This window comes from Chryseobacterium indologenes (assembly GCF_002025665.1).
GTDB classification, from domain to species: domain Bacteria; phylum Bacteroidota; class Bacteroidia; order Flavobacteriales; family Weeksellaceae; genus Chryseobacterium; species Chryseobacterium metallicongregator.
Genome location: NZ_CP018786.1, coordinates 4,422,082 through 4,446,797, shown reverse-complemented (window position 1 = coordinate 4,446,797; position 24,716 = coordinate 4,422,082). Strand labels below are relative to the sequence as shown.

At 32.3% G+C, this 24,716-nt stretch carries 31 protein-coding genes; all 31 read right to left on the bottom strand.

Going from position 1 to position 24,716, the window contains the following annotated elements; all coding sequences use genetic code 11:
• Positions 1-7 precede the first annotated feature (7 nt).
• Positions 8-784, bottom strand: coding sequence for an alpha/beta fold hydrolase (locus BUE84_RS20040; RefSeq protein WP_079243228.1), 777 nt, complete (start codon positions 782-784; stop codon positions 8-10).
• Positions 785-1,531: 747 nt separating this feature from the next.
• On the bottom strand, positions 1,532-2,305 hold the full coding sequence (locus BUE84_RS20035) for a hypothetical protein (protein ID WP_079243227.1): 774 nt from the start codon (positions 2,303-2,305) through the stop codon (positions 1,532-1,534).
• Positions 2,306-2,363: 58 nt separating this feature from the next.
• Positions 2,364-2,867 (bottom strand): DinB family protein, encoded by a 504-nt coding sequence (locus tag BUE84_RS20030; protein ID WP_079243226.1) that lies wholly within the window; start codon positions 2,865-2,867, stop codon positions 2,364-2,366.
• 29 nt (positions 2,868-2,896) lie between these two features.
• Positions 2,897-3,280: a 5-carboxymethyl-2-hydroxymuconate Delta-isomerase gene (locus tag BUE84_RS20025; RefSeq protein WP_079243225.1), complete on the bottom strand. Its 384-nt coding sequence runs from the start codon at positions 3,278-3,280 to the stop codon at positions 2,897-2,899.
• A 131-nt stretch (positions 3,281-3,411) separates the two neighbouring features.
• The gene (locus tag BUE84_RS20020) at positions 3,412-5,022 is read right to left on the bottom strand and encodes a serine hydrolase (protein ID WP_079243224.1); all 1,611 of its coding nucleotides are present in this window, start codon (positions 5,020-5,022) and stop codon (positions 3,412-3,414) included.
• Positions 5,023-5,552: 530 nt separating this feature from the next.
• Positions 5,553-6,056 (bottom strand): hypothetical protein, encoded by a 504-nt coding sequence (locus BUE84_RS20010; protein ID WP_079243222.1) that lies wholly within the window; start codon positions 6,054-6,056, stop codon positions 5,553-5,555.
• Positions 6,040-6,585, bottom strand: a complete 546-nt coding sequence (locus tag BUE84_RS20005) for a hypothetical protein (protein ID WP_079243221.1) — start codon at positions 6,583-6,585, stop codon at positions 6,040-6,042. Before BUE84_RS20005 ends, BUE84_RS20010 begins: the two co-directional genes overlap by 17 nt.
• A gap of 1 nt (position 6,586) precedes the next feature.
• Positions 6,587-7,378, bottom strand: a complete 792-nt coding sequence (locus BUE84_RS20000; protein ID WP_145953312.1) for a hypothetical protein — start codon at positions 7,376-7,378, stop codon at positions 6,587-6,589.
• Between the two features lie 30 nt (positions 7,379-7,408).
• Positions 7,409-7,948 (bottom strand): dihydrofolate reductase family protein, encoded by a 540-nt coding sequence (locus BUE84_RS19995; protein ID WP_079243219.1) that lies wholly within the window; start codon positions 7,946-7,948, stop codon positions 7,409-7,411.
• A gap of 91 nt (positions 7,949-8,039) precedes the next feature.
• On the bottom strand, positions 8,040-8,756 hold the full coding sequence (locus tag BUE84_RS19990; RefSeq protein WP_145953311.1) for a hypothetical protein: 717 nt from the start codon (positions 8,754-8,756) through the stop codon (positions 8,040-8,042).
• Positions 8,728-9,369 (bottom strand): hypothetical protein, encoded by a 642-nt coding sequence (locus BUE84_RS19985; protein ID WP_079243217.1) that lies wholly within the window; start codon positions 9,367-9,369, stop codon positions 8,728-8,730. The genes BUE84_RS19990 and BUE84_RS19985 overlap by 29 nt, the downstream gene beginning before the upstream one ends.
• A gap of 63 nt (positions 9,370-9,432) precedes the next feature.
• Positions 9,433-10,401 (bottom strand): hypothetical protein, encoded by a 969-nt coding sequence (locus BUE84_RS19980; protein WP_079243216.1) that lies wholly within the window; start codon positions 10,399-10,401, stop codon positions 9,433-9,435.
• A gap of 65 nt (positions 10,402-10,466) precedes the next feature.
• On the bottom strand, positions 10,467-11,021 hold the full coding sequence (locus BUE84_RS19975) for a hypothetical protein (protein WP_079243215.1): 555 nt from the start codon (positions 11,019-11,021) through the stop codon (positions 10,467-10,469).
• Between the two features lie 6 nt (positions 11,022-11,027).
• Positions 11,028-11,687, bottom strand: a complete 660-nt coding sequence (locus BUE84_RS19970; protein WP_079243987.1) for a DUF2461 domain-containing protein — start codon at positions 11,685-11,687, stop codon at positions 11,028-11,030.
• A 17-nt stretch (positions 11,688-11,704) separates the two neighbouring features.
• A complete protein-coding gene (locus tag BUE84_RS19965; protein ID WP_079243214.1) occupies positions 11,705-12,907 on the bottom strand; it encodes a hypothetical protein in 1,203 nt (400 codons plus the stop codon).
• Complete coding sequence (locus BUE84_RS19960; RefSeq protein ID WP_145953310.1) at positions 12,897-13,592, bottom strand: hypothetical protein; 696 nt, start codon at positions 13,590-13,592, stop codon at positions 12,897-12,899. The genes BUE84_RS19965 and BUE84_RS19960 overlap by 11 nt, the downstream gene beginning before the upstream one ends.
• Positions 13,593-13,734: 142 nt before the next feature.
• A complete protein-coding gene (locus BUE84_RS19955) occupies positions 13,735-14,241 on the bottom strand; it encodes a hypothetical protein (protein WP_145953309.1) in 507 nt (168 codons plus the stop codon).
• A 47-nt stretch (positions 14,242-14,288) separates the two neighbouring features.
• The gene (locus BUE84_RS19950; RefSeq protein WP_145953308.1) at positions 14,289-15,464 is read right to left on the bottom strand and encodes a T9SS C-terminal target domain-containing protein; all 1,176 of its coding nucleotides are present in this window, start codon (positions 15,462-15,464) and stop codon (positions 14,289-14,291) included.
• Positions 15,465-15,611: 147 nt separating this feature from the next.
• Complete coding sequence (locus BUE84_RS19945) at positions 15,612-16,544, bottom strand: Kelch repeat-containing protein (protein WP_145953307.1); 933 nt, start codon at positions 16,542-16,544, stop codon at positions 15,612-15,614.
• Positions 16,545-16,613: 69 nt separating this feature from the next.
• On the bottom strand, positions 16,614-17,159 hold the full coding sequence (locus BUE84_RS19940; RefSeq protein WP_079243209.1) for an SMI1/KNR4 family protein: 546 nt from the start codon (positions 17,157-17,159) through the stop codon (positions 16,614-16,616).
• 166 nt (positions 17,160-17,325) lie between these two features.
• Positions 17,326-17,709, bottom strand: coding sequence for a nuclear transport factor 2 family protein (locus tag BUE84_RS19935; RefSeq protein ID WP_145953306.1), 384 nt, complete (start codon positions 17,707-17,709; stop codon positions 17,326-17,328).
• A gap of 269 nt (positions 17,710-17,978) precedes the next feature.
• Positions 17,979-18,620: a hypothetical protein gene (locus BUE84_RS19930; protein ID WP_079243207.1), complete on the bottom strand. Its 642-nt coding sequence runs from the start codon at positions 18,618-18,620 to the stop codon at positions 17,979-17,981.
• Positions 18,621-18,716: 96 nt separating this feature from the next.
• Entirely contained in the window at positions 18,717-19,304 is a 588-nt protein-coding gene (locus tag BUE84_RS19925) for a hypothetical protein (RefSeq protein WP_079243206.1), read from the bottom strand.
• Positions 19,305-19,537: 233 nt separating this feature from the next.
• Positions 19,538-20,170, bottom strand: a complete 633-nt coding sequence (locus BUE84_RS19920) for a tetratricopeptide repeat protein (protein ID WP_079243205.1) — start codon at positions 20,168-20,170, stop codon at positions 19,538-19,540.
• 45 nt (positions 20,171-20,215) lie between these two features.
• Positions 20,216-20,785, bottom strand: coding sequence for a hypothetical protein (locus BUE84_RS19915; RefSeq protein ID WP_079243204.1), 570 nt, complete (start codon positions 20,783-20,785; stop codon positions 20,216-20,218).
• A gap of 58 nt (positions 20,786-20,843) precedes the next feature.
• Positions 20,844-21,293, bottom strand: coding sequence for a hypothetical protein (locus tag BUE84_RS19910; protein WP_079243203.1), 450 nt, complete (start codon positions 21,291-21,293; stop codon positions 20,844-20,846).
• Positions 21,294-21,504: 211 nt separating this feature from the next.
• Complete coding sequence (locus BUE84_RS19905) at positions 21,505-21,864, bottom strand: hypothetical protein (RefSeq protein WP_079243202.1); 360 nt, start codon at positions 21,862-21,864, stop codon at positions 21,505-21,507.
• Complete coding sequence (locus BUE84_RS19900; protein ID WP_079243201.1) at positions 21,855-22,421, bottom strand: ADP-ribosyltransferase; 567 nt, start codon at positions 22,419-22,421, stop codon at positions 21,855-21,857. Before BUE84_RS19900 ends, BUE84_RS19905 begins: the two co-directional genes overlap by 10 nt.
• 19 nt (positions 22,422-22,440) lie before the next feature.
• The gene (locus BUE84_RS19895; RefSeq protein ID WP_079243200.1) at positions 22,441-22,848 is read right to left on the bottom strand and encodes a helix-turn-helix transcriptional regulator; all 408 of its coding nucleotides are present in this window, start codon (positions 22,846-22,848) and stop codon (positions 22,441-22,443) included.
• A 234-nt stretch (positions 22,849-23,082) separates the two neighbouring features.
• Positions 23,083-23,568: a hypothetical protein gene (locus tag BUE84_RS19890; RefSeq protein WP_079243199.1), complete on the bottom strand. Its 486-nt coding sequence runs from the start codon at positions 23,566-23,568 to the stop codon at positions 23,083-23,085.
• Between the two features lie 166 nt (positions 23,569-23,734).
• Positions 23,735-24,676 carry an FRG domain-containing protein gene (locus BUE84_RS19885; RefSeq protein ID WP_079243198.1) on the bottom strand — a complete coding sequence of 314 codons (942 nt, stop codon included), beginning with the start codon at positions 24,674-24,676 and terminating at the stop codon, positions 23,735-23,737.
• Positions 24,677-24,716: the final 40 nt, after the last annotated feature.

Here is a 24,716-nt window from a genome sequence, read left to right as displayed (position 1 = left end):
TTAAGTATTAGATTAGTTTTTTGATAACGTTATCAAGAATAGTATTGAATTCAGTTGGCTTTTCCAACATAGGATAATGTCCAACTCCTTCAATGGTCACGTAGTCATAGTTTTTCATATATTTTCGATTGGTTTCCGCATCGGTAGGAGAAGCATCCGAATTGATGGCGATCACTGGCACCTGAACCTGCTTTGCAATTGTATTGATATCAGCTTTGTAAAGCGGTCTGAGGACATTGATTGCCAGTTCAGGGTCATTCTGAAGAAATTCGTGCTGGAGTCTTTCCTTTACGTCAGAAGGAGTTTGTTCGACAAACAGATATTGCGGAAGAATGTTTTCCACAGTATACTTAAAATCGGTTCTGTACTGTGATAAAACTTCTTCAGTCTGTTCTTCCGTATAAGATTCATCTAAATTTTTCAGGGTATCAATCAGAATTAACGCTTTCACCTGCGGGATTTTCAGTGAAGCCTCAAGCACATAAGCTCCGGACATAGAATGCCCTACAAGTATAATTTCATTTGAATGAACAGCATCAGCAACAGCTTTAATGTCATCCGCATATCTTGTGCTTGTCCATTCCTGTCTGGAAGAATCAGATTTTCCATGTCCTGCAAGATCCATTTGTACAATATGATACCGGCTGCTAAAATATTTCTGCTGGTTTTCCCACCATTCGGTATTGCCAAGCCATCCGTGGATGAAGATCAATGTTGTGTTCCCTTTTCCGAATTCTTTATAATGAATTTTCTGACCGTCTGATGATATTGTGTATTTTTCCATATGAAATTGAGTGTATGGGTCTGGTTTATTTTAAAGTCTAATTTACGAAAAGACATATAAATACAATTTTCAGGAATTAAAATTTATAGTACTGCTTGCCGGGATAAGGAATGATGCTTTCCATGATGTCTGTTGTTGTCATTTGAATGAGGATATTGGATTGTTACATTTGTTTTCATTGTGGATAACTTTTCATCATAAGGTATAATACTAGTTGCAGATACCTGCATGTTTGTGTCCGTTGATTTTTAATTGAGCATCCGGAAAAGGTAAATTAAATAGATCATAATATTAACGTTTTATATTTTGAATGTGTTTTTAATATATTGAATATAATGTAGTTGTCTATTTTGTTTTTAATGCGATTCATAAAAAATATTCATCATAATTGATGAATAAATGTTTGTTGTTTAAAATTATCGAGATGGAATTAATGAAAAAGAAAGACCTGAAAATGTGGATAATTTATCCACAGAACTTATCCACACTATTTGCTGTTGTGGAAATTTCGAAAAAATTAATAAGTATTGTAAATTAAAGAAATATAGATGATTACAGGCTTATTTTTAATAACTTAAAAACTTACCCATACTTTATCCACAACAATAAATTGAATTGTGAAAAGTTATCCACAACTGTATAAAGATGCGGATAACTGTTTGTTTTCAATTTAATCATTTTAAAACCAGATAGATGTGATTTTTTTCTTACTATTCCGAAATACTCTATTATACTTATCCACAAAATTTATAATTTTAATGGATTAATGATCGTAAATGATTTTTTATTGACTTGGTAAAAGCACCCATTTTCAGTAGACTGAACATTTTTAAAATCAGAATCTATTGGACGGAGCTCCCGCGAATGTAGATTCCAGACAAGAAAACTTGTTTTGTCTTTATAGGTTGAATGAAATATAACATTACCTGCCTTTGCAGATACAGATTGAGCGCCTATGCAAACAGGGGGAATTTCATAGCTGACAAGATTAAAGTTACTTATATCCAGTTCCTGCAACATAAAATTTCCATAACCATTAAAAACTATTTTTCCATTTCCCAAATTGGCAACACAATAGCAATCGATAAGCTGGTCTTGTAAATTGCTTGAATTAAAACCAAAAACTTGCTCCCCGTTAAGATTGAATACAGCCAATGCATCAGAGTCAGGTTTATCACCTCGTAAAATACCTTCATCAAAATACGAGACTATTATTTTTTTTCCATTTATTTTAATGTCATTAATTGAAGTTCCAATATTAAATTTTACAAAAGGCTTCCCTGTATAGTCAATGATTAAAGCATTTTCTATAGAAGTTGGACGATTAAGTACAATTAAAATTTTTTCTTCATTAATGATTCTAGCCATTAAGATATCAATTCCTAACTCTAATGGTTTTTCTGTGCCAGAGATTATAACTCTTTTCCTGGAAGTTATGGCAATAAAATTTCCAAGCTCATTCGTTGAAAGGTATTTGATATTCTCCTGAAATAAATCGAGTTCTATGGTTGTAGTGGTCATAATGATAGGATCAAACTATAAATTATCATCTTTTTAAGTGATAGAAAAGATATGTTTTTTATTGCTGATCTTTATAAATATTCCAGAAATTAAAATCGGTCATGGGAGCATCCGTGATTCCTATATTTCTTCCCATTGTTACGATTTGTCCTCTGTGATACGTTCCGTGAAGAATAGCATGCTGGATATACTCGTATTTGGAAAAATCACACTGAAACCATTGAGATTCTATTTTTACATTTTTTGAAAGATCTTCTTCAGATAAACTTTCCACATAATCTACCAGTTTCTGCGAGTTGTTTTTTATAGCATTGAAAATATCTTCTTTGCTGGTAGTCTCTGTTGTTTTTACAAAATCAAAATCATCCTTTTCAGAAATATGACTCCACCAGTATTCCTGTGTTTGCCAGATGTGGTGTAACGTTTTTAAAATTGTCGGAAAACTGGAAATGGTTTCCTGGTTAAGTTGTTCATCAGACTTTGTGGATAACCAGTCGATATATTTATTGACTACCCAATTGTTGTACTGTGCACTTTTGCTGACTAATGTTTTTAAGCTCATATGATTAATGTTTAGTTGGTGTAAAGATGTTATAAACCGAAATGCCTGTTTTTATCCATGTTTTCAGGATTAATGAGTGCTTTGTTACTGTAGGTCGCTGCTTCAAAATCACTGATATTTACAGAAAGAAAAGAAATATCAGGCAGTAATTCTGAAAGTCGGGTACAGATTTGTTTTGAGAGATTAGCTTTTTGTTCTGTACTGCGTCCCTGCATGATATATCCAAACACATGCAGAAAGTTTTTTTTGCCACTGCCTAATTTGTAATACTGATAGGGCTGAAGTCTTACTTTGATGTCATTGGGAGCAAATAGTCCTGTTCCGTTTGCCACTTCATAAACGGCATCCATCAATTCATCGGGTGTTATCTGCTGAAGAATATCCTGCGAACAATCTATTATAAAATGGGGCATAGATTCTATTTTGTATTTGATTTTGTGTGATATAAAAATAATAAAAAATAGTAATGGATATTCAAAATAAAAACCGCTTTGAAAACAAAACGGCTTGAAAATGTGTATTTTTTACTTTGTGAATGCTGGTTTTATGGATTTGAATTTTTTATGCTGTATTGTGGCTGTACAGCATTGGTCATGTCAAGAACAATATCATAAATTCCATCTTCATGGATTGGGAAATCATAGGCATCAAAGGCAATACTTTTATTATCATTATTCAGACCGAGGCTGTATCCCCAGTCATTATTAAATCTGAATTTTAAATTACCTTTTTTCAATGCATAGTTTTTCAGAAAATAAATATTCGGATTTTTAGGATCTGTTTGTAACGGAATATCTTTTCCATCCCAACCGTTCGGAGTGGCATTTCCAATAATTCCCCACGTAAGAGTATTGGTATTTCTTTTTGCTGTTTTTACAGTTCCATCCCAGAAATGGATGACAACGGTATTTATTTTTCCGTTTTGATCCGGTTGGAACGTACAGGTGAATTTTTCATCCAGCTGAAATGATGTTTTGCTTTTTGGCAACAAGGAATTTCTTCGATAGCTGCCTTCTTTGAAAACAAGTTGCCCATCGTTACTGGTTATATAAAAATTTGAATTTTCTGTGGAGTAAACACCTTCCAGCTTTTTTAAATCTTCCACATTCACTTTTGCAATAGTTGGAATGCTATAAGATTTATTGTACAGTATTTTTTCTACTTGAGGAATAATAAAATCAGAGTGCGAAAGTTCTGAATTGGAAATTACAATCACACAGATATCATCATCCAGAACTCTGTAATATCGGCTTCTATAACCAGGTCCACCACCATCATGACCAACCCGTTTTTTATCAAAACCCGTCGAGATCTGGAAACCTAAGCCATAATGATCTTTAAGATAAGGGGTAAAAGCTTTATCTGTGGTCTCTTTTTTAAGAAGGGTATAGTTTTTTAACGCTTCATTAAATTTAAAAAGATCTTCCACCGTAGAATACATTGCCCCTGCAGCAAAAGGATGATCGGTTTTGAAACGTAATGCTTCGTTAGACCTTTTATCAGATAAAAACTCATATCCAAATGCCTTGTTTTCATCCGTGACATTATTGAAGTTGAATCCGCTATGATTCATTTTCAGAGGCTTCAGGATATTATTTTCTATGACCTGATCATAATTCAGACCTGTAACTTTCTTAATGATATAACCGAGAATATAATATCCGGAATTGGAGTAATCCCAATCCTTACCAGGGGAAAAATTCAAAGGTTTCGCAGAAATATATTTTAAAAATGTTTCCTCATCTATCGTGTATTCAGAGTTCGTATCATTGGGAATTCCTGAAGTGTGGGAAAGCAACTGGGCAATGGTAATGCTGTCGCCTTTCGGAAAATCAGGATAATATTTGGAGAGTTTGTCATTCAAAGATAATTTTCCCTGTTCTTCCAACTGAAAAATAACAGTTGCAGTGAACATTTTGGTGGTAGAGAAAACTCTGTAAAGACTGTTGTTGGTATTTTTCTCTTTTTTAGGAGCATTTCTGTAACCATAGCTATTTTCAAAAATAATTTTTCCTTTTTCGGCAATCAAAACAGAACCATTAAACAATCCTGCTTTTTCATACGTTGAAAATAATTGTTCCAGTTTTTTAGATTTCTGCGAAAAAAGAGGATGTACTGCAAGCATTAAAACGATACAGATGAGAATAGATTTCATGTAATTTTTTTAAATAAGACACTTTTAAGTGTGATGATATTACATGGGGTTTTAAAAATGTTTTATTGAAGAAGAGTAGAAGATTATTTAATTTGAATTAACGTTTTAACACCATACACCATGATCATAGAAGCTTTTCCTGTTTCAATAAAATATTTTATGGTTTTTCCATGTTCCAGAATAATTTTTCCGAAAGTAAACTTCTCATTTTCGTACCCCTTAAAATTTCCATATTATCCATTTTCTGTATTTTTAATGAGTCCGGATTCTAAAATCCCGTTTTCTAAGGTGATCAATTTCTGAGTCGTCAGAATACTGTAATTATCTAAGTCGATAATAGTAGAACAGATCAGAAGTTCTTCTTCATTTAATTTTCATTTAATTGAATTGGGATGTCAGGATATGCATTATAAAAAGAATGATTGTCTTCGTAAAATTTTGTCCATTGAAAAGCATGGTAGGGTTTAAAGGTAGTTCTTTTTATTTTTGAAATACAGATGCGGTGTTTTAATTGATCGGTTTTCTTCATTTTAATACCACATTTTTTTAATTTCATCTGTTATTTCACAGGCTTTGGTTTCGGTGATCCAGTCTACAACTCTTATTTCGTTGTCATTTTGTATGAAAATAACAGAATAGGTTGAACCACCCATAGAAAGATGGTAACGAACTCCGAATTTATATTTTTCTACCTGAAAATCTTTTACCTGAATCTGATCAATTTCTTTTTTTAAATAGATTTGGGGACTGGTAAACAATTTCTTTTTATGTCGGACTGTGATTTTTTCGGGTTCAATGATGAGGATTGTTTTTCCGAAAGTATTCCATAACCAGATATATAGAAATAGTATAAAAAATGCCGCAAAAGGAGTAGCAAATGAAATGTAGTTTACAATAAAAAAGAAACCTTCTGCCTGGATGCTTAAAAGAGGAATAATAATCAGGATAATAAGAGAAAGGATCAACAAGCCTAAACCCAATATAATGGTCACAGCCCAATTGGTTCTGTTTTTTATTTCAATGGTGACCGGCATAATCATCTATCTTTAGAGCAAGTTTTTTTTCATATAATTTCTTTTTCTTAAGTCCGAAATTGTTCATCTTCATCGTTGGTGAATTCAGCTCCCAAGTTGGAAGATTAATCGAAAGCTGATCTTCTAATTTTACGATTCCCGGGGTTACCTTTTGATCAAATTCATAATTTTTTTCATTGGTAATGATTTCCAGTCCGGATTGCTTTTTATCAAATGGAGAAGGAATAGTCAATGAGTAAACAGATATTATTTCATCCCATTTTATAAATTCTGTTCCGCTATTCTGCCTGAAAAAAAATCCATCTTTTGTGTATTGAAAGATTCCATCAAGTGTATGCAGGCTATCCATTTCCTTTTCAAATGAATCATAATCTTTTTCTTCAGGAGAATAGAGTTTAGTAATGGAAAATACAAGAACCACAAAACAAAGAAAAATAATAGCAAATGTTATTTTTTTGTCGTCATAAACAGGGTAGTTATAAAGGGTCAGAACTAATACCAGACCTGTAGCAGCAATGATTTTTTTCATCCTATATTTTTTCAAAGTACTTCCCTTTGAACTGGTAACGGATTTTCTTTTCTGTAATCTTAGAATCATCAAGAATTAACGGAATACTGATGATTTTCTTTTTAGGATCATATTGAATATCCAGGTTTTCAAATGTTTTGGTTTTGATTGAATTATTGGTGTTAGGAGATGCTATAAAATCCAATTCATAGCTTAACTCATTTTGGATTCCGGAAGCGGTTTTTATAAGTTTAGCATTGCTGTTCAATTTTCCATTGTCAATAGAAAAAACTTTTACTCTATAGTAATAAAGTGCAGTGCTGTATACAGAAATGTTCTGGGCCAGATAATACTTTTTATTCTGTGATACAATATCATTAATCTGATAATAATTGGATTCTGCATCCTGCTCCATATCGCTTTTCAACGTTTCACTCTGTACTTTTTTACCGGATTCGTACTGGAAAACACTTCTGTAAAAACGCATTGTTCCTCCGGTTAACGTATTCCAAGAATAGATTCTAAATTTCCCATCTTCTGACGAACTGATAACTAAACCACTTTTTGTAAGTGATTTAAAATCATGCCTTAGGGTTTGAGGATTGGATGATGTATAGTGATGTAATAATTTTTCGAACTTTCTATTGGCAGCGTAAAGAGAGTCCTCGGTGAGGATATTCTTGCGGCTTGTATCGTACCAGTATTGAATTCTTTGAAAAGAACGGTTAAGTTTTTTTTCAATGACAGAAATATTTTGTCCGGACATCATACAGGAAGCCACCATACAAAAAAAGATTCCTACTATTTTTTTCATGATTGTGGTTAATTCGTTTTTTATTTTGGCTTAAACTTCATAAATAAGCTGTACTACACCGGATTTGAAAACATTGGTTTTCACCAATTTTAGATGCAGTCTTTCTTTTAAATCTTCAAAAAGAGGTTTTCCTTTTCCAAGAGCAATTGGGTGGACAGATATTCTGTAGGTATCAATAAGATTATGCTGAATAAATGTTTTAATAAGACTTGCTCCTCCATACAACCAGATGTCTTTTCCTCCCTGACTTTTTATTTCCGAAACTTTTTCCACAATATCCGAACTGATAAAAACAGCATTCTCATCTTCTCTGTTCTGACTGGAAAAGACAAATTTATTCTTTGAATGGACTGCTTCCCAAAGTTTTTGTTCTTCTAAACCTGAATTTTCTTCCGGCTGATAATTTCCCCATGCATCATAACTTACTCTTCCATAGAAAATAGTGTCTATGCCGGAAAGAAATCCATCAAAATCCATATCATCATCCATGATACACCAGTCGGTTTCTCCGTTGGGTCCTTCAATAAATCCGTCTAATGTAATGGCAAGGTCTAGTATTATTTTTTTCATTTTGGATTGGGTATTATTTTATTTTAAGACATGAGATTTCAGAACAAATATATTGCTTTCTAATCATTCAATAGTTCAGATGTAGAATGTTTCAGTTTCTGTATTTCCTGCGTAAAATGATTAAAGCTATCAGAAGCATAATAATTACAAAAATGGAAATATAAATGACGATTTTGTACCTGTTATTCTGCTGATGAAGTGTTGATATTTCTCTTTTTTGTTCCCTAATTTCTCTGTCGGATTGATTGGAGTCGTCCACAATTAAATCTGTAAGTTCAGCATGATCGGATGTATCGGAATTTTCAGATATTTTTTTATACTCAAAACTTAATGACTCCAGTTCTTTTAATTCTTCCGGTGACAGCTCATCCAGTTTTTTTTGAATAAAACACTGGTCAGAGTAGAGAAGTCCGGTATCTTTTTCATCATAGGCGAAAATCAGATATTTCCCTTTTTGGGTAAAAAGAACATCGCAGGAATGCAGCGGAGATCCGAAAAGGCTAGCATTGTGTGTATAAAATCCATCATAGGAATCCGATTTGTAGGTCTTATTGATTTTTACTTTACTTAGAATATTCTGGACCGTTTTAAATCCGGACGGAACTTCTGTAATATCATATATTTCCCCAATAAAAACAAAATCAGCACTTTCAAATGAAGATTTTAAAGTAGGAGTGCCATTGCATTTGCAGGCAGCTATTTTCACAGAAAATAGTACTAGAAAAAGTAAAAAAATCCTGGATTTTACAAGAATTATAAACTTAAGCTTGTTCATCTGCTTAGCGGTAAGGCAGATTAATTTCTTCAATTTTTGTTCTCAAATCTCCAATGGTGAAGGTTTCTGAATTACATTGAAATTCAGGAATATCGTGTTTGGATAGGAAATCATTTAAATCATCACAATTTTGCAGAATATTAAATTCTTTATTGTCTAAATCTAAAACAATTCCTTTCGTTTTTCCATTGATAGAGTAGGTAAGAGGGCTTAATGCTCCTAAAAATGCCTTGGACCATAAGCCTTTCATGTTTTCTTCAAAATAAATGAATCTTCCATAGTTCAGAACTTTACAAAATCTTGAATATTGGTCCGGATCATATCCTTTATCGTCCCTGTTGGTATATTTTCTATAGGTCTGAAAATACATTTCCCCTTTATGCGAAACGGCTAGCGGAAATTTCACTCTTTTATTCTTTTGCTTAAAGTAAAAAAGAGCCTTTTCCGGCAGAGCAAGAGTATCACATTTTTCACAGACTTTGAAGTATACTTCTTCGGTGGAAGAAGGTTTTTTATTTAAAACATCTTCCAGTGTCATATAAACGCCTTCCGGGAAATCTCCTTTTTTGATGGATGGATATTCTTTCTCTTGTCCGGTTACGATGCCGGAAATAAAAAAAAGAGAAAATAAAATATACAGTTTCATGGGTTTGTTTTTTTAAGTGCCTAAATTACAAATAAGTGAATAGGAAAATAGAATAAAGATCGTTTATTCTGTATCATTATAAGAATTGACCTTATAAATCAGCTGAAATTTCACCGTATTTTTTTTGGAATTGGGATATTTTTCTTCATTGACCTGTTTTTCGAATTCTTTCATAATTTCCAGATCCAGATCATCTCTAACCGCATATTGGATGTCATTCTTCTTTTTTCCTAATTCGAATTGAACCATTATTTTTCCTGCTTTCGTAGAGTTTTTGAACAGATTTTCAAAGATCTTGTTGGTCTTTTCTATAACAGACTGAATATCCTCAACGGAAGAATTGGCCTGTATTTCAGGCTCACTGCTTAAGAAGAGTACTTTTTCAAGTTTTGTTTCTTTGTTTCCCTTATCGGTCATGTAAACTTCATTACCATTTCTATACTTTTTGAAAGTTCCCTCTGTTGTATAGGTTCCGTTATCAATGGGATTGTTGTAAGCATTTTTATTGGGAAACTCATCAAGCCAGAATAATTTCAGCTTTTCTTTCAGGAAATTTACGATGTAATCATGATTTTCGGTGTGCAGAATGAATAAAGGCTCCTGGATGTCAAACGAAATGGTGGACCAATAATATTTTAATTCATCTTCATTGGCTTTTCTGATCTGATAATTTCCGGAAACTTCTTTTTTAAATTCATTCCAGATCTTTTTTGAGTCATCCAGTTTTTTTGCCATTTTCCCTTCAATTTCCATATCATCTATGTGGAAAATCAAACTGTCAGGTATCGTTTTTAAGCTTTCAATATTTTTAAACCTTTTCCAAAGAGTTGGGCCTATAATTAAATTTTTCCCCAACAGATCATTATTGGCTGTATTGGTAAGGCTCTCGGTAAGCATTTTTTTTGCTTTCTCATTTGTTTTATCATCAGCATAGTGATAAACAACACCGGAAGGTATGGTGATTTTCTCTGTGATTTGTGCCTTGACAGCGTTGACGATAAATAAAAGGAGTAGAAGGATTTTTATTTTCATGGGTTGCTTTTTAATTGGGGTAAAATACAAAAAAAGAGACGCTTATTTTTTCTGTACTTCAAATATTATTTTCGGAATTGTAATGTTTGAATTGCCTGTAAAAGTTCTATCTGACTTTCTTTTTTCAGATTTGTACCATATAGATTGAATCTGATTTTTCCTATTGATTCAGTCTTGAGGCTGTCGATATAAATTCCTGTCATGCCTTTTCCCACTTGTTTGGGCTCTACTATTTTAGCCTTGTACCCATCAATTTTTTTATAGGTTATTTTACTTTTTACAAAATCTTCTCTCTTTGAATTTTTATCAATGATAATAAATTCTGTTGTATCAGCCTTTGGATTCACCGTTAGAAGTTCGTTGACATCTCTTCTGCTAATAATCGTGATATTTTCTTCTAATGAATAGGAATAAGGTCCGTAATCGTAGAAAATCGAATCATTATTTTTTGTGACGATAATTCCTGCATTGCTGTCGTAAGCATCCATTTTCAGTTTGTTCCAGTCTTTAGGAGCCTGAAATGCAAAACTTCGAAAATCCATGAATTTTGTTTTCTGAGAATTCTCAGAACAACCTAACACTATAAAAGATGTAAAAATGAATAAGAACGTTTTTTTCATGGCTTTTTAAAACAAAGGTTCCCCGTTCAAATCTGTGGTCAGCACTTCACTCATATAATCAAAAAAAGGACGCATGGCAAGTAAGGTTTGCAGGGCTTCTTTTTGAAAATTGTCTGATAAAACTTCCTTATCGGTAAACTTCCGCATCACCAGAAACTGCTTTTTTCTGATCAAATCTATAGCCGGATGATTTTTATCAAAACCTCGTGGGGCTGTTTTTACAGCGTCACCTTTAAGTTCTCCAAAATATTGTATAAAAGTTTTGTCAGAGATAATTTTTTCAATTTCTGTACTGCTGATTTCAAATTCTTTACGGATACGAAGTAAATCTTTGGATTCCGGACCCCAAAAACCGCCGCCTACAAAACTGTTACCCGGTTCCAGCTGAATATAATAGCCGCCTCTCAGCATAGGTTTTGAACGGGAGTATCCCACTCCGAAATAGGGTTTATACGGCGTCTTGTCTTTGGAAAAACGAACGTCATTATAAATCCTGAAAATATGGATTCCCTTGAGCTGATCGTGCTCCTGAAGGGTATTATAAATCTGAGTAAAAAAAACTTTGTTTTCTTTTACAATGGTGTCGTATTCGGATTTGTGTTGAGCAAACCATTCACGATTATTGTTTTCTTTTAAATGGGTAAGGAATTCAAATGCTTTTTTCATGTTTTTATTAAGTGACGTTATGCTTGTTTCCATTGCAGTTCAATATATTTTGTACAGTCGTTTTTCATATCATCATATCCGTCAAGTAAAATGGCAGAACCTCCTTTTTTTACTACTTCCTGTACTATTTTATAAGTTTCTTTCGCTCCTTCAGGACCTTGACCTACTAAATCAAAAATAATATTTTTCGTTTTTGAAAGAGCTGTGTATAAAGTTAATAAGCGTCTTGAGTTACCAGCAAGGGTATTAACCTTTGTTTTTTTATTGATCCACTTCGTTTCATAAATTTTTTCGGTATAGCGGCTGGCAGGGTTAGCGTTCTTTCTTAAATATTCACCCACAGTCATAGGATAAAAAATGTTTCTGAAATTTGATTCTCTGAAATGTTCAGCAAAAGTCATATTTTTGTGGATGATAACACTTTCATGGTTTGTTTTACCACAAAATAGATCTTTAAGAAACATTTTCGTTTCATGAAAGCGTGGTCCGTGGAAAAGATTTATAATAATAATTTCCCCTTCATTGAGTGTAAATGGAGGAACGTAAAACAGATCTGTTTGTATTCCTTTGTTTTCGATGAGTATTTGGGTGTTTTTTATCCAGCCAAGCTTGTCAAATAATAGTTCTTCATATTCTTTATTCCCTTTAATCACTTTAATAAGATTTTCAGCATTGTCCGGGATATTAGTGATATGATCGAGCTTGTTTCCATATTGTAACTTATAATGAAAAAGCTCAATTAAATTGGAGGTGTTATTGGCTTTTTCTAAAATAGTATGATGCAATTGATCTGCTTCGCCATTTCCTTGTGGCTTTAGCCAATATATCAAATTAGAAATCCCTATACGCTCGATGATGTCTCCTTTGCTGAATTGGTAGGCAAGGTAATTGGCAACAGCTTTAGTTCCAAATGCATTGAGACAAGGTATCAAAAATATTCTGTTGAAACTAGGATCTTTATAATGTATTGCTGTTTTTAATAGAGACTCAAATAGATCTCTACTGAAGCTGTTGTATAAATAAAGTAAGTCAGCAACAAAATATTTGTCGGGCATTTCAGAATCACTTTGAAGAAGATTTAGTAATTCAGCTGTTTGTTGATCCGATAAATTTTGATTGTTTGCTTTGAATTCAGCCAAGGCTTCGTTCTCCCGCTCATAATCAGGGGCAAAGTATTTGCCAATGATTTTATATTTTTCGAGGGCAGCTTTAATTTCCATAGTTCATCAATCTTTGTTTCAAACTTTCCGATAACAAATTGTTTTCTAGTAAGTAGCGGGTCATTATTTTCAGGAAATACCGGCATTTTTTTAAATAATCTTTATCTGGTAAAACATTATCGGTGTCATTTAAATAAGTGTTGGCTCTGTTGATAAATACTCCGGCTCCTTCAAATTCTTTGCTGATGAAGAGTGTTCCAATCAGGGAGATGTAAGAAACAAATTTATATTCACTGTGGTTTCTACGTAAATATTGAGGAGGCATCTTTTTGTTCATCTCCTGAAAATAGGATATGATTCCGATATCTTTCAGGTATTTTTCCTTCTCAATGACAAACCAGTCGTCCACTATTTCGCCATCAAAACCCATGTCAAGTTCATAATACCCGATGGGTTCTAGATTTTCAACATACGTTTCCTTTTCCACACAAAGACTTATTTTTGCCCGGATAATAGGTTCCCGATATCGCTGTTCAATCAGATATTGGTATCCCTCAAATACAAAAGTAATTTCGTGGCGGGCAAAGCCTCCTATCAGTTCTTCAGGATCTTCTGAGAGTATTTCGTGGAGCGTGTGAAATGCTTCATTTTTGAGATGAAATTTTTCAGCTCTTTCAGTGAGTAATGTTTGAAGTTCCTGAGCGTTCATATCATGATTATTAGTTCCCAAATCTACGAATAACAAGAAAATATTTGTGGATAAAAAAACTGTCTAAGCCAAAGATTGATATCAATACAGAATATCTGCATCTGAATTGATAAGAAAGATTGCTTCAGAAATGTTTTTACAATAAGCGACTATCTTTATACTCCCAAGGTCTTGAATATTATCTGTGATTTTTTATATTAATTTTTACATTAAGTCCGGTAATTAGTTTCAATGAATCAAAAAAGGAAATCTCTGCATTTTTATATTCATGTATTGCAAACTTCTTTTTTAGCTCTTCGTAGTTTGAATAATCAAAACTTGAAATTCGTTCAACAATTTTATTTTCTTTAATGATAAGCAATGCATCATAACTTTTATATTTTGCAAATTCTTTTTTTTCAAAATAATTGAGGTCTGCAAAATTGAATGTTTTAGATTTAAATAGTTTTTGGAATGTAATATCTTTTTCAGTAATTATAATTTTAGTATGGATATTTACGAAAAATAACCGAATAAAAGCCAGACAGACTAATAAAAATCCACTCTTTACTACCATAATAATTTTCAAGCCATGTTCAATGCTTTTATAGTTATCATAAACAATAGCTGGTATAATGATAGATAACATAAAAGTGAGAAAATAAATAATTATAAAGGACTCAAAATTTATTTTTGATTTTATCATTTTGTTGTGTTTACTACTATTTTTTAATAGATGATTATATGGTAGGATTATCTGAAAATTTTAATCTGCTGTAAAACTCCTTTCTCATCTTTAAAACTGAAAATATAGTTTCCGGGCTTTACTCTGGATAAATCTATCGTTTTATTATAGTAAGCAAAACTTTTGCTTATTTCTTTTCCATCTAAGGAGTAAACGGTAAATTCAAATTGATTGCTGTTATTTTTATTACTGATGATAAAACCGTCCTTCTGTGCATTGGTATACACTCTTGTTTTGGTCTCACGGTCTTCATTGGCTGTGTTTGAAGAGAGGGCACTTTCGGTAATATCAGCTGCTTGTAAGCTTTTAATAGCTGATTTGGTGGAAGACGATGTACTTCCGCCGATGATGTATAATTTATTGTTATATACCTCTGCAGCAGCGTGTCTTCTGGGAATCATATTAGAGGATAACTGATGGAATTTATTGGTTGTCGTATCAAAATAAGCTAGAAAAGCCTGATTATTATAACCTCCTGCCATATAAATCTTAGTACCGGATACCGCTAATGAATGTCCGGATATCCCTGCAGGCATCGTATATTGATCGGTCCAGCGATTGGTGTTAAGGTCGTAAACATTGATCAGGCGGGATGAAGTACCGTTAAAACCGCCAATAACATACAATTTATCATTCACAATTTTGCCTTTTGCTTCTCTGGCTGTGGGCATATCCGGTAACGGATGCCATGTATTGGACGCAATATCATAATATTGGAATCTGTTAGAAAATGCAGTGGTAGAAGCTCCGTTGAGTCCGCTGCCTCCAAACACATATATTTTGCCATTATGGATGGCAGAGCCTGCATTTCCGGTATAAGAACGGTTAACAGCTCCCTTCGTTACTTTCTGGGTTTCAAGGTCTACAATCTCAAGATGACTGTTTCCCCAACCGTTAAAAATATAAATCTTATGATCGTAAGTCTCCGAATTGGCAAATTTTTTGGGACTTAGAGTCGCATTGAGCACACTCCATTTATTATCGGTAATATTATATTTTTCAATAAAATTGGCGTTACCTCCGCTTTGCTGATATCCATTGCTCACATATATATTATCATCCACGATGACACTGGTTGTCGCTCCTCTTCCTGCAGACATATTAGCGAGAGTTTTAAACTGAAGCGTTTGTGCATAGGTTAGCAGTGAGCCCAAAAATAAAAGGAATAATAATTTTGTCTTCAATGGTAGTAAGATTTCGTGTTTATTTTACATATTGATAGAAACAAATATATGTAAAAGCTGAATCTGAAGTGGGAGACTTCGGATTTTATTTTTTTGATGGCGCCAGGTCTCCCGACTTTGCGGAACTGAGTACTGATGGTTTTTTGTCTATGGAGATAATGGGATATTCAGATTGAACATTATTTCATTAATCTCTGCAAATTGTGTACTTTTAATAGAGGAAGAGGGGAGGGTGCTTGTATTTCCACCAATGATGTATAATCTATTATTATATACTTCTGCAGTTGCGTGTCTTCGGGGAATCATATCGGATGATAACTGGTAGAATTTATTGGTGGAAGTATCAAAATAGGCCAGAAAATCCTGATTACTATAATCACCCACAATGAAAATCTTATTATCGGCTACTGCCAATGAGTGCCCGGATACCCCAACAGGCATTTTATACTGATTGGTCCAACGATTCGTATTAAGGTCGTAAACATCTATCAGATTAGAAGAATTTTCGTTAAAACCACCAATGACATACAGTTTATTATTAACAACTTTACCTTTTGTTTCTTTGGCGATAGGCATATCCGGTAATGGATGCCATGTATCTGAAGCAATATCATAATACTGAAATTTATCAGAATATATAGGGGCCCCGTTTAATCCGCTGCCTCCAAACACATATATTTTCCCATTATGTATGACAGAACCGGAACCACCGGCATAATAAGGATTAATTGCTCCTTCAGTTACGGTATTGGTTGCAAGATCTAAAATTTCAAGATGACAGTTCCCCAAACCGTTAAAAATATAGATCTTATTATTGTAAGCCTCCGAATTAGCAAATCTTTTGGGACTTAGAGTAGCATTGAAAATACTCCAACTATCATCGGTAATATTATATTTCTCAATATAATTGACTTCTTTATCTGCTGTATAGCCATTGGACACATAAATATTATCATTTACTATTACACTTGTTATGGCCCCTCTGCCTGCAGACATACCGGCGAGCTTTTGAAAATGAAGCGTTTGTGCATGGGCCAGCAATGAGCCCAAAAATGACAGGAATAATAATTTTGTTTTCAATGGTAGTAAGTTTTAGTGTTTTGTTGTATAGGCTTAAAAATCAGAGATTATAAGATTTTGTAAAATACATCAGGATTTTCCTTCGTTGATATATTCCAGATAATCCTGTTCTAAATTATTAATTTCTTCAATTAAAAAATCATAAATATTTCCTTCAAATACTTCATGATCTTCTTCGTCGTATTTGTCATACTCAATTTTTATCACTCCGTTGTCGGTATAGGCTCTGTAGAGATTTCCGCTGCGCTTGAAAAATAGTTGTCCCAGTGGTTTTTCTTTATATTCAAGGGCTCCCTGATGCTTTTCTTCAAATCCCATCCATGAAGGCATCTCTTCATCCTGCGAAAGCCCGTACACAAAAAAGCCATACCCGAATTTCCAGCCTGGAAGAACATCAAACTCCTGGGGACGTTTCCAGATCTCTTCTTTGACTTCAAAAAGTAAGGATCCGAATGAGGTCAGGAAATCTTTAAAATCTTCGCTGAAGGTAAATCCTGTGCTTTCTTCATATTTTCTGATTTGTTCTTCAGTTGCAGGATTGGCCACGGAGCCCATCACGAAAAAATCATCATTTAATTTCCTTTTCCTGTCCCAGAATTCTTCTTTTGTTGCCATATTTTGTTTTGGTGTTACGTCGTCAGCATTGATCAGATCGTTATTGAAACAAAGATAAGAGAAAGTTTGGGGATAAAAATTAGTGTGTTGGTGGATTTTGTTTTATTTGTGCAAAGTTTTCAGACTTTGCAGAGGTGGGTTTATAAAGTTTGTATTTTTTATCGTTTTACGTTATCCATTTATTTATTCTTTGGACAATTTTCCAAACGCCATTATTTTTCCGAAGTATATAACCCGTTCCATCACCGTAAATTCCTGCATAATAATTTACTTCAATATAAGCTGTTTGTCTATCATGGGAGAATAATATTTTTGAGAATTCTAAATACTCATTAGTAGTATATCCTGTTTGCTCCTTTTCAGTTTCAGATAATTTTACGTTTCTGTATTTTTCCTTTAGTGTACTGCTAATTTCGGTAATCTTGTTTTCCTTATATTGAGATGCGAAATCTTTATAGTCTTCTCTGCAGAGGAATTTTTCAAAACCGGAATCATGGTTTCCATCTGCGCCTATGGGTAAAAAATATTTTTCAAAATCGTTTTTATTCATAGTCTGAAAATTTGCTTCAGTTTTTATTAAAATGTTTACAATTTTATTCTTTGTAGAGTCCGTTTTCTTCGCTTTAAAATGATTGAAATCAATAATTGTTTCAATAATAAGATCATTGTCCTCGTATTGGTTTTCCAGATTTTGAACGGAACAGTTGAGTAGTATGATAAGGCAGGAAAAGAGTAACAGGTATGGTTTCATCTATTTTATTTTTTCGGGATGTTTTTTATACCATTTGTATACACCAAAGCTTATGTTAGCAACAGTTATTATTTTAATTGAATTTCAATCTTTTTATCTTCCATAAATAACTTTATCCAATTCGGATTTTCATTATTTTCTGGAATGCATTCGATTAAACTTTTATTAATCTTATAATTTGCTATAGCTTTTTTCCCAAACTTGATTTTCATTTCATAAATTTCATTGCCATTATATCCAATCCAGGCTTTTGTTATTATTTGCCTGTTATTTTCAATATTATGATAAAGTAAAGAGTTTGAGTCTTCTGGTAAATGGCTTATACCATCACACCAAAAAGACTTAGCATAAAATTTTATCTTTTCATTTTCAATGTTTTTAAAATCCAGAGACCACTCTAAATGACTGCAAAATTCTATATTAAACACTGGTTCATTAAGATTATAATTAAAAGCACCACAATTGGGACATTCAATATATTCTCCATTCAATTTTTCAAACTCACATTCTGCACATCTGCTATTTCTATTGTTTACATGTTGAATAATAATTTTTGCTTCATTTTTGTCTACATTGAATTCATCAATTATTTTTTTTTCAGCAAATACTTTTAAATCGTTTTGCATCAAAATATAAAGATCAAGTTTTTGTTCTTCAGAAAAGTTTAGAGTAATCACTTCATTTTTACATTTGTTGCAATTCATTTTCATTCTTAATTTGTTTTTTTGTTACCAACATCCAAATTTAGATATTAAATTAACATCAGAGAGTATCTGTAGAGATAGAACTGGAAAAATAGCTATCAATCAGTGGTATCCTTTTATTTTCTGTAAAATAACAGCATTATTCTTATTTGTATTCTTTTCTATGAGGACGTTTAAAATCTCTCCATATAATGCCCTTTGATTTTCATTGGGAGCGTTCATCGGGTTGATTTGAACTAATTTTCCATTGGAGTATACAATAATAATGTTTGTTGACATCCCATCCATTGCGGGTTTTAAATCTTTATCATTAAAATCTTCTGAAGTGAAGGAACCTGATATTCGTTGAATTCGATCGATATCATTTTGAGAGAGTGTAATTTTAAAAGGTTGCAGTTCCGGCCTTTCATTGAGGTATTCCAGATGTTCTTTCTTTTCTTCGGTACTCCATTTTTCTCCATTTTCCTTTGATGGAGGCGGAGGTGGTGGTGGGTTATAAGAAACAGGGCTGTAAAAAATCAAATATTTTTCGTTAAAATTTAAGATGGTTTCAGCAGGAAGATGAAACGTAGGGTAGTAACCTATTTTGATCAGAACAGGTTTCGCTTTTTCAATTTTGTGATCATTATTTTTCTTATTACAGGAGAATAAAATTATAAGACAAAATAATAACGGTGTAAAATTTTTCATGGTATTCAATTATACATAGATGATTTTAAAATGAGAATATGTACAATTCTGTTTTTCATTAAGTGAGTTCTCTGGAAGTCACAAACGTATATGTTTGTCATCAAACGAATTCTCCGGAAGTTAAAAACAACTTTGTTTGTAATCTCCCGAGGCCTCCGGAAGTCTTATACAAGTTGCGGGAAACAAAACAGCATCCTGTTTTGTTTCCCGCAATAGGGTTTGTAATGAAATGATCATTTTATCCTTTTCAAATCCATTTCCGAATATAATCTATACTGTATATTTCCTGTACTTTCATACACTTTGTCATATAATACCTTTGCCTCTTTGTACTTTCCCAATTCATCATAAAGTGCTCCTAACATATAAGCAGCTTCTATTTGATCGGGTTCATTTTTTAAAATTTCTTTATACATCTTTTCAGCCTGTTCATTTTCATTATGAGCAAAATACCAGTTGGCTATTTCCCAATAATCAGCTAAGAGCTTTGTTTCAGTAAATTTATTTTTTAGAGAATCGATACTTATTTCTTTGTAATCATTTCTCAACTTGTCCATTTCTGTTTTCTTTACATCAGCCATATGAATATAGAAAGGATCACAATTATTTATTAATCTGATCATAAGGTCTTTCATGAAATCACTTCTGTTTTTGTTCGCTGTGCTGTTATGGAAGTTTTCAAAATCTTTCTGAAGTTTTGACATTACTTCATAGGAACAAGTTTTAAATGTTTCATCAGTATAATTTGTTTTACCAGATAAACAAGTGCAAAATTCTTTTTCAAATTTTTGTGGAAAATCCTGAGCTTTGATGTGAAAAGAAATTGAAACAGAGAACAATATTCCTAATAGTAATTTTTTTTTCATGTATAGCTTTATTTTATTAATGTTCTTCTGTTCATAACAATATTCTTAATCACAATAAATTGCCAAACGTATTTGATCAAATCCACCTTTTCCTCTGAAACGAAATAAGTAGGCGTTCAAATTTTTACTTTGCCATTTTATATCATCCCTTACCATTTCTTCTTTAGATTTTTCTAAATCTTCATATACTTCAAGGGATGGTTTTCCGAGATTTTCAGTTATATATTTTTTTATTTCGTTGAATTTTTCGTTAAACATTTCATCCGAAGTTTCAATTTTTTCATTTTCATTCCATTCATAAGACTTGAATTTGATTTGCTCATCTTTGGTGAAAAAATAATCTACTTTAAGGATGAAGTTATTTTCGTTTCGTTGATATGATCTGGGAATCTCAAACTTATATTTTTGAAAAGCGGGATAAATATCTTCTCCAATTCCCCAAAAATAGCCAAGGGTGATGTCTCTTGATTTTTTATCAATTTCTTCTTTTTTAATTTCACTGAAGCTCTTAAACGAAAGATCAATTTCACTTTGAACAAGAACGTTGCCATATTTATTTAATGAGCAACTATAAGAAATTAAAATAATAAGAAGAAAGAGAATTCTTGATTTCATGAGAATTTATATTGTTATGATCGTATAACTGAAGAAAGCGTCGGGGAAGTGTTGAATTTTATTTGGTATAATCTCCTGCAACAATAGATTTTTCCATTGTACTTACGATCTCAGAAACGGGAATGGTAAATATCCCGGCATTTCCTTTATCAAACTCTTTTTTCCAGTAAGAATATCCATCCATTTCAAGGGAGTCCGGTTTTTTGTAGGTCTCCTTTTTCAGGCTGGTGACGCTTTTATTCAAAGCTTCTTCTGATATGGGAAGATGGCTGAGGCTTTCTGCATACCCGGTAGGGCTGGCAGGGTTTTTCATCTTCAAACCGCTGACAGAAATATGAATCACCTTTCCGGTTTCAGGATATTCTTCGATCTTTAAAATTGTAAGTGTTGAGTTTTTTTCGGTGGGGCGGGTTTTATAGTTCCATTCCTGGCCAACACTGTATTGGTCTTTTTTTGTGCAACCGGAAAATAGTAAGAGTATGCCTACTATTAAAGTATAAAGTTTCATGAAGGGTTGGTTATTAGTTGTGTTTATTTATGTACGTTATAGAAACAAATATAACTAAAAGTAAAGGGATAATGAATGAACTGAAAACTTATTATCCAAAAGCAATAGAATTTGAAAGATAAAACCGCTCCAAAGATAAAGCGGTTATTATTAGTGTAAAATTTCAGATGGTATAGTAAGGCTTTACATTAGAATAGTCTTTCAGTACAGATTAATGTTTACTCTTATCTACTGATGACATAAACTTAGCTCCTAATCTCTCGGAAATTTTAGCTTTATTATTGTTGTTTTTCTCTTTAATTAATTCCAAAAATTCATTTCTAAGATCCATTTCTGAAATCAAATTAATAGCTGCAATCTTTCCTCTTTTGTTGGTTAATAAATCTTGTGATAATAAACTTTTAAGAAAATCTATTAGTTGTAAATTGATTAACTCTTTATGGTTGATAAAATCATTATTTTTATATTCAGATTTAATATTTCCGAACATAAAAATGTCTTCCAAATTCTCCAAAAAATCAGAGTCATTTTTGAAATTTGTATTTTTATAATATTCTTTTATTAAATCCATTTTTTTATCTCTTCTAATGTTATCGTAATTTTGTTTTCTGCTTCCTTAATGTCTAATACTTTAAATCTTGAACCCGATTTAAATACAATTTCTCTTTCGTTTTGTCCACTATCTACTCCAAATTTAGCGATTTTTTCAATATCTTTTCCTCTTTTTGATAAAATTATGAATAAGGGGCTGTCACTGAAATAAAGTGCTAATAGTCTTGATTTACTGCAAGATAAAAATGATTTTTCAATAATAATGCCATTGTTACTGAGCGCTGAATAATATTTTTCAAGATCTCTTTTTGGACACCGAATGGTACGATAACATAGAGCTTGGTAATCTGGTAATTTATCTAAGCTATAATTTAAAAAAAGTCCAAAATCATTGATATCTTGTCCATTTCTTAATCGTTCATTTAAAGAGTCATATCCTGAATCTGTATAGTGATAAATAATGGCTTTTTCATGAATAGTTAACCCATTCTCATATCCTGCACGTTTTGATGTTGAGATTTCTCTCAATTCTGCGGATAAACTTTCGTTGACATATTTAATGAGGGCACTGTCCATATCCTAATAGGGTGCGTTTTTACTTCTGAATCAACTGCTCCAGTCTGGCCATCATTTCATCTTTTTCCTTCAGCATTCTTTCGTACAGCGCAATTTTTTCTTCGTGTACCTTGATTAATTGATCTACAGGATTAATTGTAGAATTATAGAAAATAGAAGCTGGTTGCTGGCAGTTATCGAAAGTGTTAGAAATAATATTGATTGCCTGCTCTTCATCAAAATTCTGAAATGCTTCCACTGGAATTTTTAATACTTCAGAAATCCTTTTCAATAAAGGATCTTCAATAGTTTCTTTCTGCTCCAAAAGCGAAATCTTCTTCTGGTTCCAGTCTTCCCCAAGATCAAAAGCCAAAGCCTCCTGCTTGATGCCCAACATCTCCCGAAAACGCTTGATATTTCTCCCCTGATGTATTTTTTTGTTTTGCATATTTGTGTACGTTATAGAAACAAATATAAGTAAAAGTTGGGGGATAGGAAATGGGGGAGTGGGGGTATTTTAGATGAGGTGAGGATATAAAGAATCCGAAGTCGGAGGCTTCGGATTTTGTTTTATTTAAATATTCTAATAGTATAATCTAAAAGTTTATGCCACACGATACAATCGTGCGGTAGCGGGGGGCAAAGTCGGGAGACTTTGCGGAGCAGGGATATTTTAAGTTTATTATATCCAATTATGTTGCTGCTTAAACGATAAGTATTCTTCTTTATTTTGCATCAAGTAAATCATGAAATCATCTAAATTTATTTGGGTGTTTCTATTACCCATATCTTTTCTTACTAATTTAATAAGTTCAAAATATTTTTTGAAGTGATCAACACCATTATTTCCAGGCTTTTGGAGTTCTAATGACCAAGAAGTAAATGCTAAAAACATTTCATCGGACGCATATAAAAACATATTTTTCTTAATTTCTAGAATTCGTTTGACTAAATCTTGGTTTGAAATTTTTTTACCAGCTTTATCTCCAGCAATTACGTCAAAGATTATGTGAACTAATTCAGAGTAAACTTTAAATTTACTTTCAGATAATTGATTCTCAATATTCTTTATTTTTTCTTTTTGATACTGAACTCGCCAAATTAAATAAGTTGAAAGAGTTCCAAGAACTAATAATAAAATTTCTTTATAAGGTAAATTATCAATCATATTTTTTTAATAATTTTATAAATTAAACATTTTAATAATATAATCTAAAAACCGAAGTCGCACGATACAATCGTGCGGTAGCGGGGAGATAATTTTTTTAATAGATTGGTTGTATTTTTCTAATATTACTTAATATTTGCTATCTATAATAATTTAATATAAATTGTTAACTTAAACTTTTCAATATTCCATCGTTGATAATTGTATGTTTAAAATTAACCATATCTGGATATATGTAATTCGCTGTAATTCCCATCTCATTTAATTTAAGTCTTATTGCAGGAATTAATGATTTATGTATATTGATACAGCCTGACACAGTATCTAGAATCATTAATTCTTTAAATTTATCTTCCCCAAGAGAACTTTTAGTATGCTCTACATCTTCTTTATAAGTTCTTTCTAAAGGATACCAAGGATGATTATTAAATAAAAATAATCCCTCTTGATTAATGATATTTGCACTATTAAAAATTTTATAAAATTCGGTTTCAGGTAGTATTATACTCATACAATTTAAATCAATTGATTCATATGAAATATCCTTTTCTTTGATATTTTTATCAAAAACCATTTGCCAGGTTATAAACGCTGTATTCATTTTATAAGTATAATACAGAGAAAAATAATTATCAATTTCGTTGTCACTAGGAGTGAAATTTATACCATCTATAGCAAAAAATAAAGCAACATATGGGTTACTAGTATAATCTAAAAATGGTGTTGGTACACCAAAATGTTGCATGTAGCTTAGATATGCCAAATCATTGTTCTCATCAATTCCAGAATTTATCAAAAGTTTTTTAACTACCTCATTGTTCCATTTCTTTGTTGCGGTAATTAAGTTTGATATAAAGTCTTTGTAATGTTCACTAATAATATCATCCTGTACCTGTTTGTGAAGTTCTTGATTTATATACATTCGTTGAGCAGAATTATATAATTTATATTTGGCTTCTCCACAGCCTCTGTATATAAATCCATCTCCTATCTCTTGAAAAGCTTTAATTGTATCAAATATTTTCTGAACATCTTTATCCAGTTTCAAATCACCATCCTTGAAAAAATATTTTTTATCTTCAAATGTTTTATATTCTTCTAATTTCATATTATTTTGCTTTTGATCCGAATCTTTTCGTGTTGTTTTA

What these genes read in the sequence shown, in the direction of transcription:
- BUE84_RS20040 (WP_079243228.1), bottom strand. Translation starts at nt 784, where the DNA reads ATGGAAAAATACACAATATCATCAGACGGTCAGAAAATTCATTATAAA.
- BUE84_RS20035 (WP_079243227.1), bottom strand. Translation starts at nt 2,305, where the DNA reads ATGACCACTACAACCATAGAACTCGATTTATTTCAGGAGAATATCAAA.
- BUE84_RS20030 (WP_079243226.1), bottom strand. Translation starts at nt 2,867, where the DNA reads ATGAGCTTAAAAACATTAGTCAGCAAAAGTGCACAGTACAACAATTGG.
- BUE84_RS20025 (WP_079243225.1), bottom strand. Translation starts at nt 3,280, where the DNA reads ATGCCCCATTTTATAATAGATTGTTCGCAGGATATTCTTCAGCAGATA.
- BUE84_RS20020 (WP_079243224.1), bottom strand. Translation starts at nt 5,022, where the DNA reads ATGAAATCTATTCTCATCTGTATCGTTTTAATGCTTGCAGTACATCCT.
- BUE84_RS20010 (WP_079243222.1), bottom strand. Translation starts at nt 6,056, where the DNA reads ATGCCGGTCACCATTGAAATAAAAAACAGAACCAATTGGGCTGTGACC.
- BUE84_RS20005 (WP_079243221.1), bottom strand. Translation starts at nt 6,585, where the DNA reads ATGAAAAAAATCATTGCTGCTACAGGTCTGGTATTAGTTCTGACCCTT.
- BUE84_RS20000 (WP_145953312.1), bottom strand. Translation starts at nt 7,378, where the DNA reads ATGAAAAAAATAGTAGGAATCTTTTTTTGTATGGTGGCTTCCTGTATG.
- BUE84_RS19995 (WP_079243219.1), bottom strand. Translation starts at nt 7,948, where the DNA reads ATGAAAAAAATAATACTAGACCTTGCCATTACATTAGACGGATTTATT.
- BUE84_RS19985 (WP_079243217.1), bottom strand. Translation starts at nt 9,369, where the DNA reads ATGAAACTGTATATTTTATTTTCTCTTTTTTTTATTTCCGGCATCGTA.
- BUE84_RS19980 (WP_079243216.1), bottom strand. Translation starts at nt 10,401, where the DNA reads ATGAAAATAAAAATCCTTCTACTCCTTTTATTTATCGTCAACGCTGTC.
- BUE84_RS19975 (WP_079243215.1), bottom strand. Translation starts at nt 11,021, where the DNA reads ATGAAAAAAACGTTCTTATTCATTTTTACATCTTTTATAGTGTTAGGT.
- BUE84_RS19970 (WP_079243987.1), bottom strand. Translation starts at nt 11,687, where the DNA reads ATGAAAAAAGCATTTGAATTCCTTACCCATTTAAAAGAAAACAATAAT.
- BUE84_RS19965 (WP_079243214.1), bottom strand. Translation starts at nt 12,907, where the DNA reads ATGGAAATTAAAGCTGCCCTCGAAAAATATAAAATCATTGGCAAATAC.
- BUE84_RS19955 (WP_145953309.1), bottom strand. Translation starts at nt 14,241, where the DNA reads ATGATAAAATCAAAAATAAATTTTGAGTCCTTTATAATTATTTATTTT.
- BUE84_RS19940 (WP_079243209.1), bottom strand. Translation starts at nt 17,159, where the DNA reads ATGGCAACAAAAGAAGAATTCTGGGACAGGAAAAGGAAATTAAATGAT.
- BUE84_RS19935 (WP_145953306.1), bottom strand. Translation starts at nt 17,709, where the DNA reads ATGAATAAAAACGATTTTGAAAAATATTTTTTACCCATAGGCGCAGAT.
- BUE84_RS19930 (WP_079243207.1), bottom strand. Translation starts at nt 18,620, where the DNA reads ATGAAAATGAATTGCAACAAATGTAAAAATGAAGTGATTACTCTAAAC.
- BUE84_RS19925 (WP_079243206.1), bottom strand. Translation starts at nt 19,304, where the DNA reads ATGAAAAATTTTACACCGTTATTATTTTGTCTTATAATTTTATTCTCC.
- BUE84_RS19920 (WP_079243205.1), bottom strand. Translation starts at nt 20,170, where the DNA reads ATGAAAAAAAAATTACTATTAGGAATATTGTTCTCTGTTTCAATTTCT.
- BUE84_RS19915 (WP_079243204.1), bottom strand. Translation starts at nt 20,785, where the DNA reads ATGAAATCAAGAATTCTCTTTCTTCTTATTATTTTAATTTCTTATAGT.
- BUE84_RS19910 (WP_079243203.1), bottom strand. Translation starts at nt 21,293, where the DNA reads ATGAAACTTTATACTTTAATAGTAGGCATACTCTTACTATTTTCCGGT.
- BUE84_RS19905 (WP_079243202.1), bottom strand. Translation starts at nt 21,864, where the DNA reads ATGGATTTAATAAAAGAATATTATAAAAATACAAATTTCAAAAATGAC.
- BUE84_RS19900 (WP_079243201.1), bottom strand. Translation starts at nt 22,421, where the DNA reads ATGGACAGTGCCCTCATTAAATATGTCAACGAAAGTTTATCCGCAGAA.
- BUE84_RS19895 (WP_079243200.1), bottom strand. Translation starts at nt 22,848, where the DNA reads ATGCAAAACAAAAAAATACATCAGGGGAGAAATATCAAGCGTTTTCGG.
- BUE84_RS19890 (WP_079243199.1), bottom strand. Translation starts at nt 23,568, where the DNA reads ATGATTGATAATTTACCTTATAAAGAAATTTTATTATTAGTTCTTGGA.
- BUE84_RS19885 (WP_079243198.1), bottom strand. Translation starts at nt 24,676, where the DNA reads ATGAAATTAGAAGAATATAAAACATTTGAAGATAAAAAATATTTTTTC.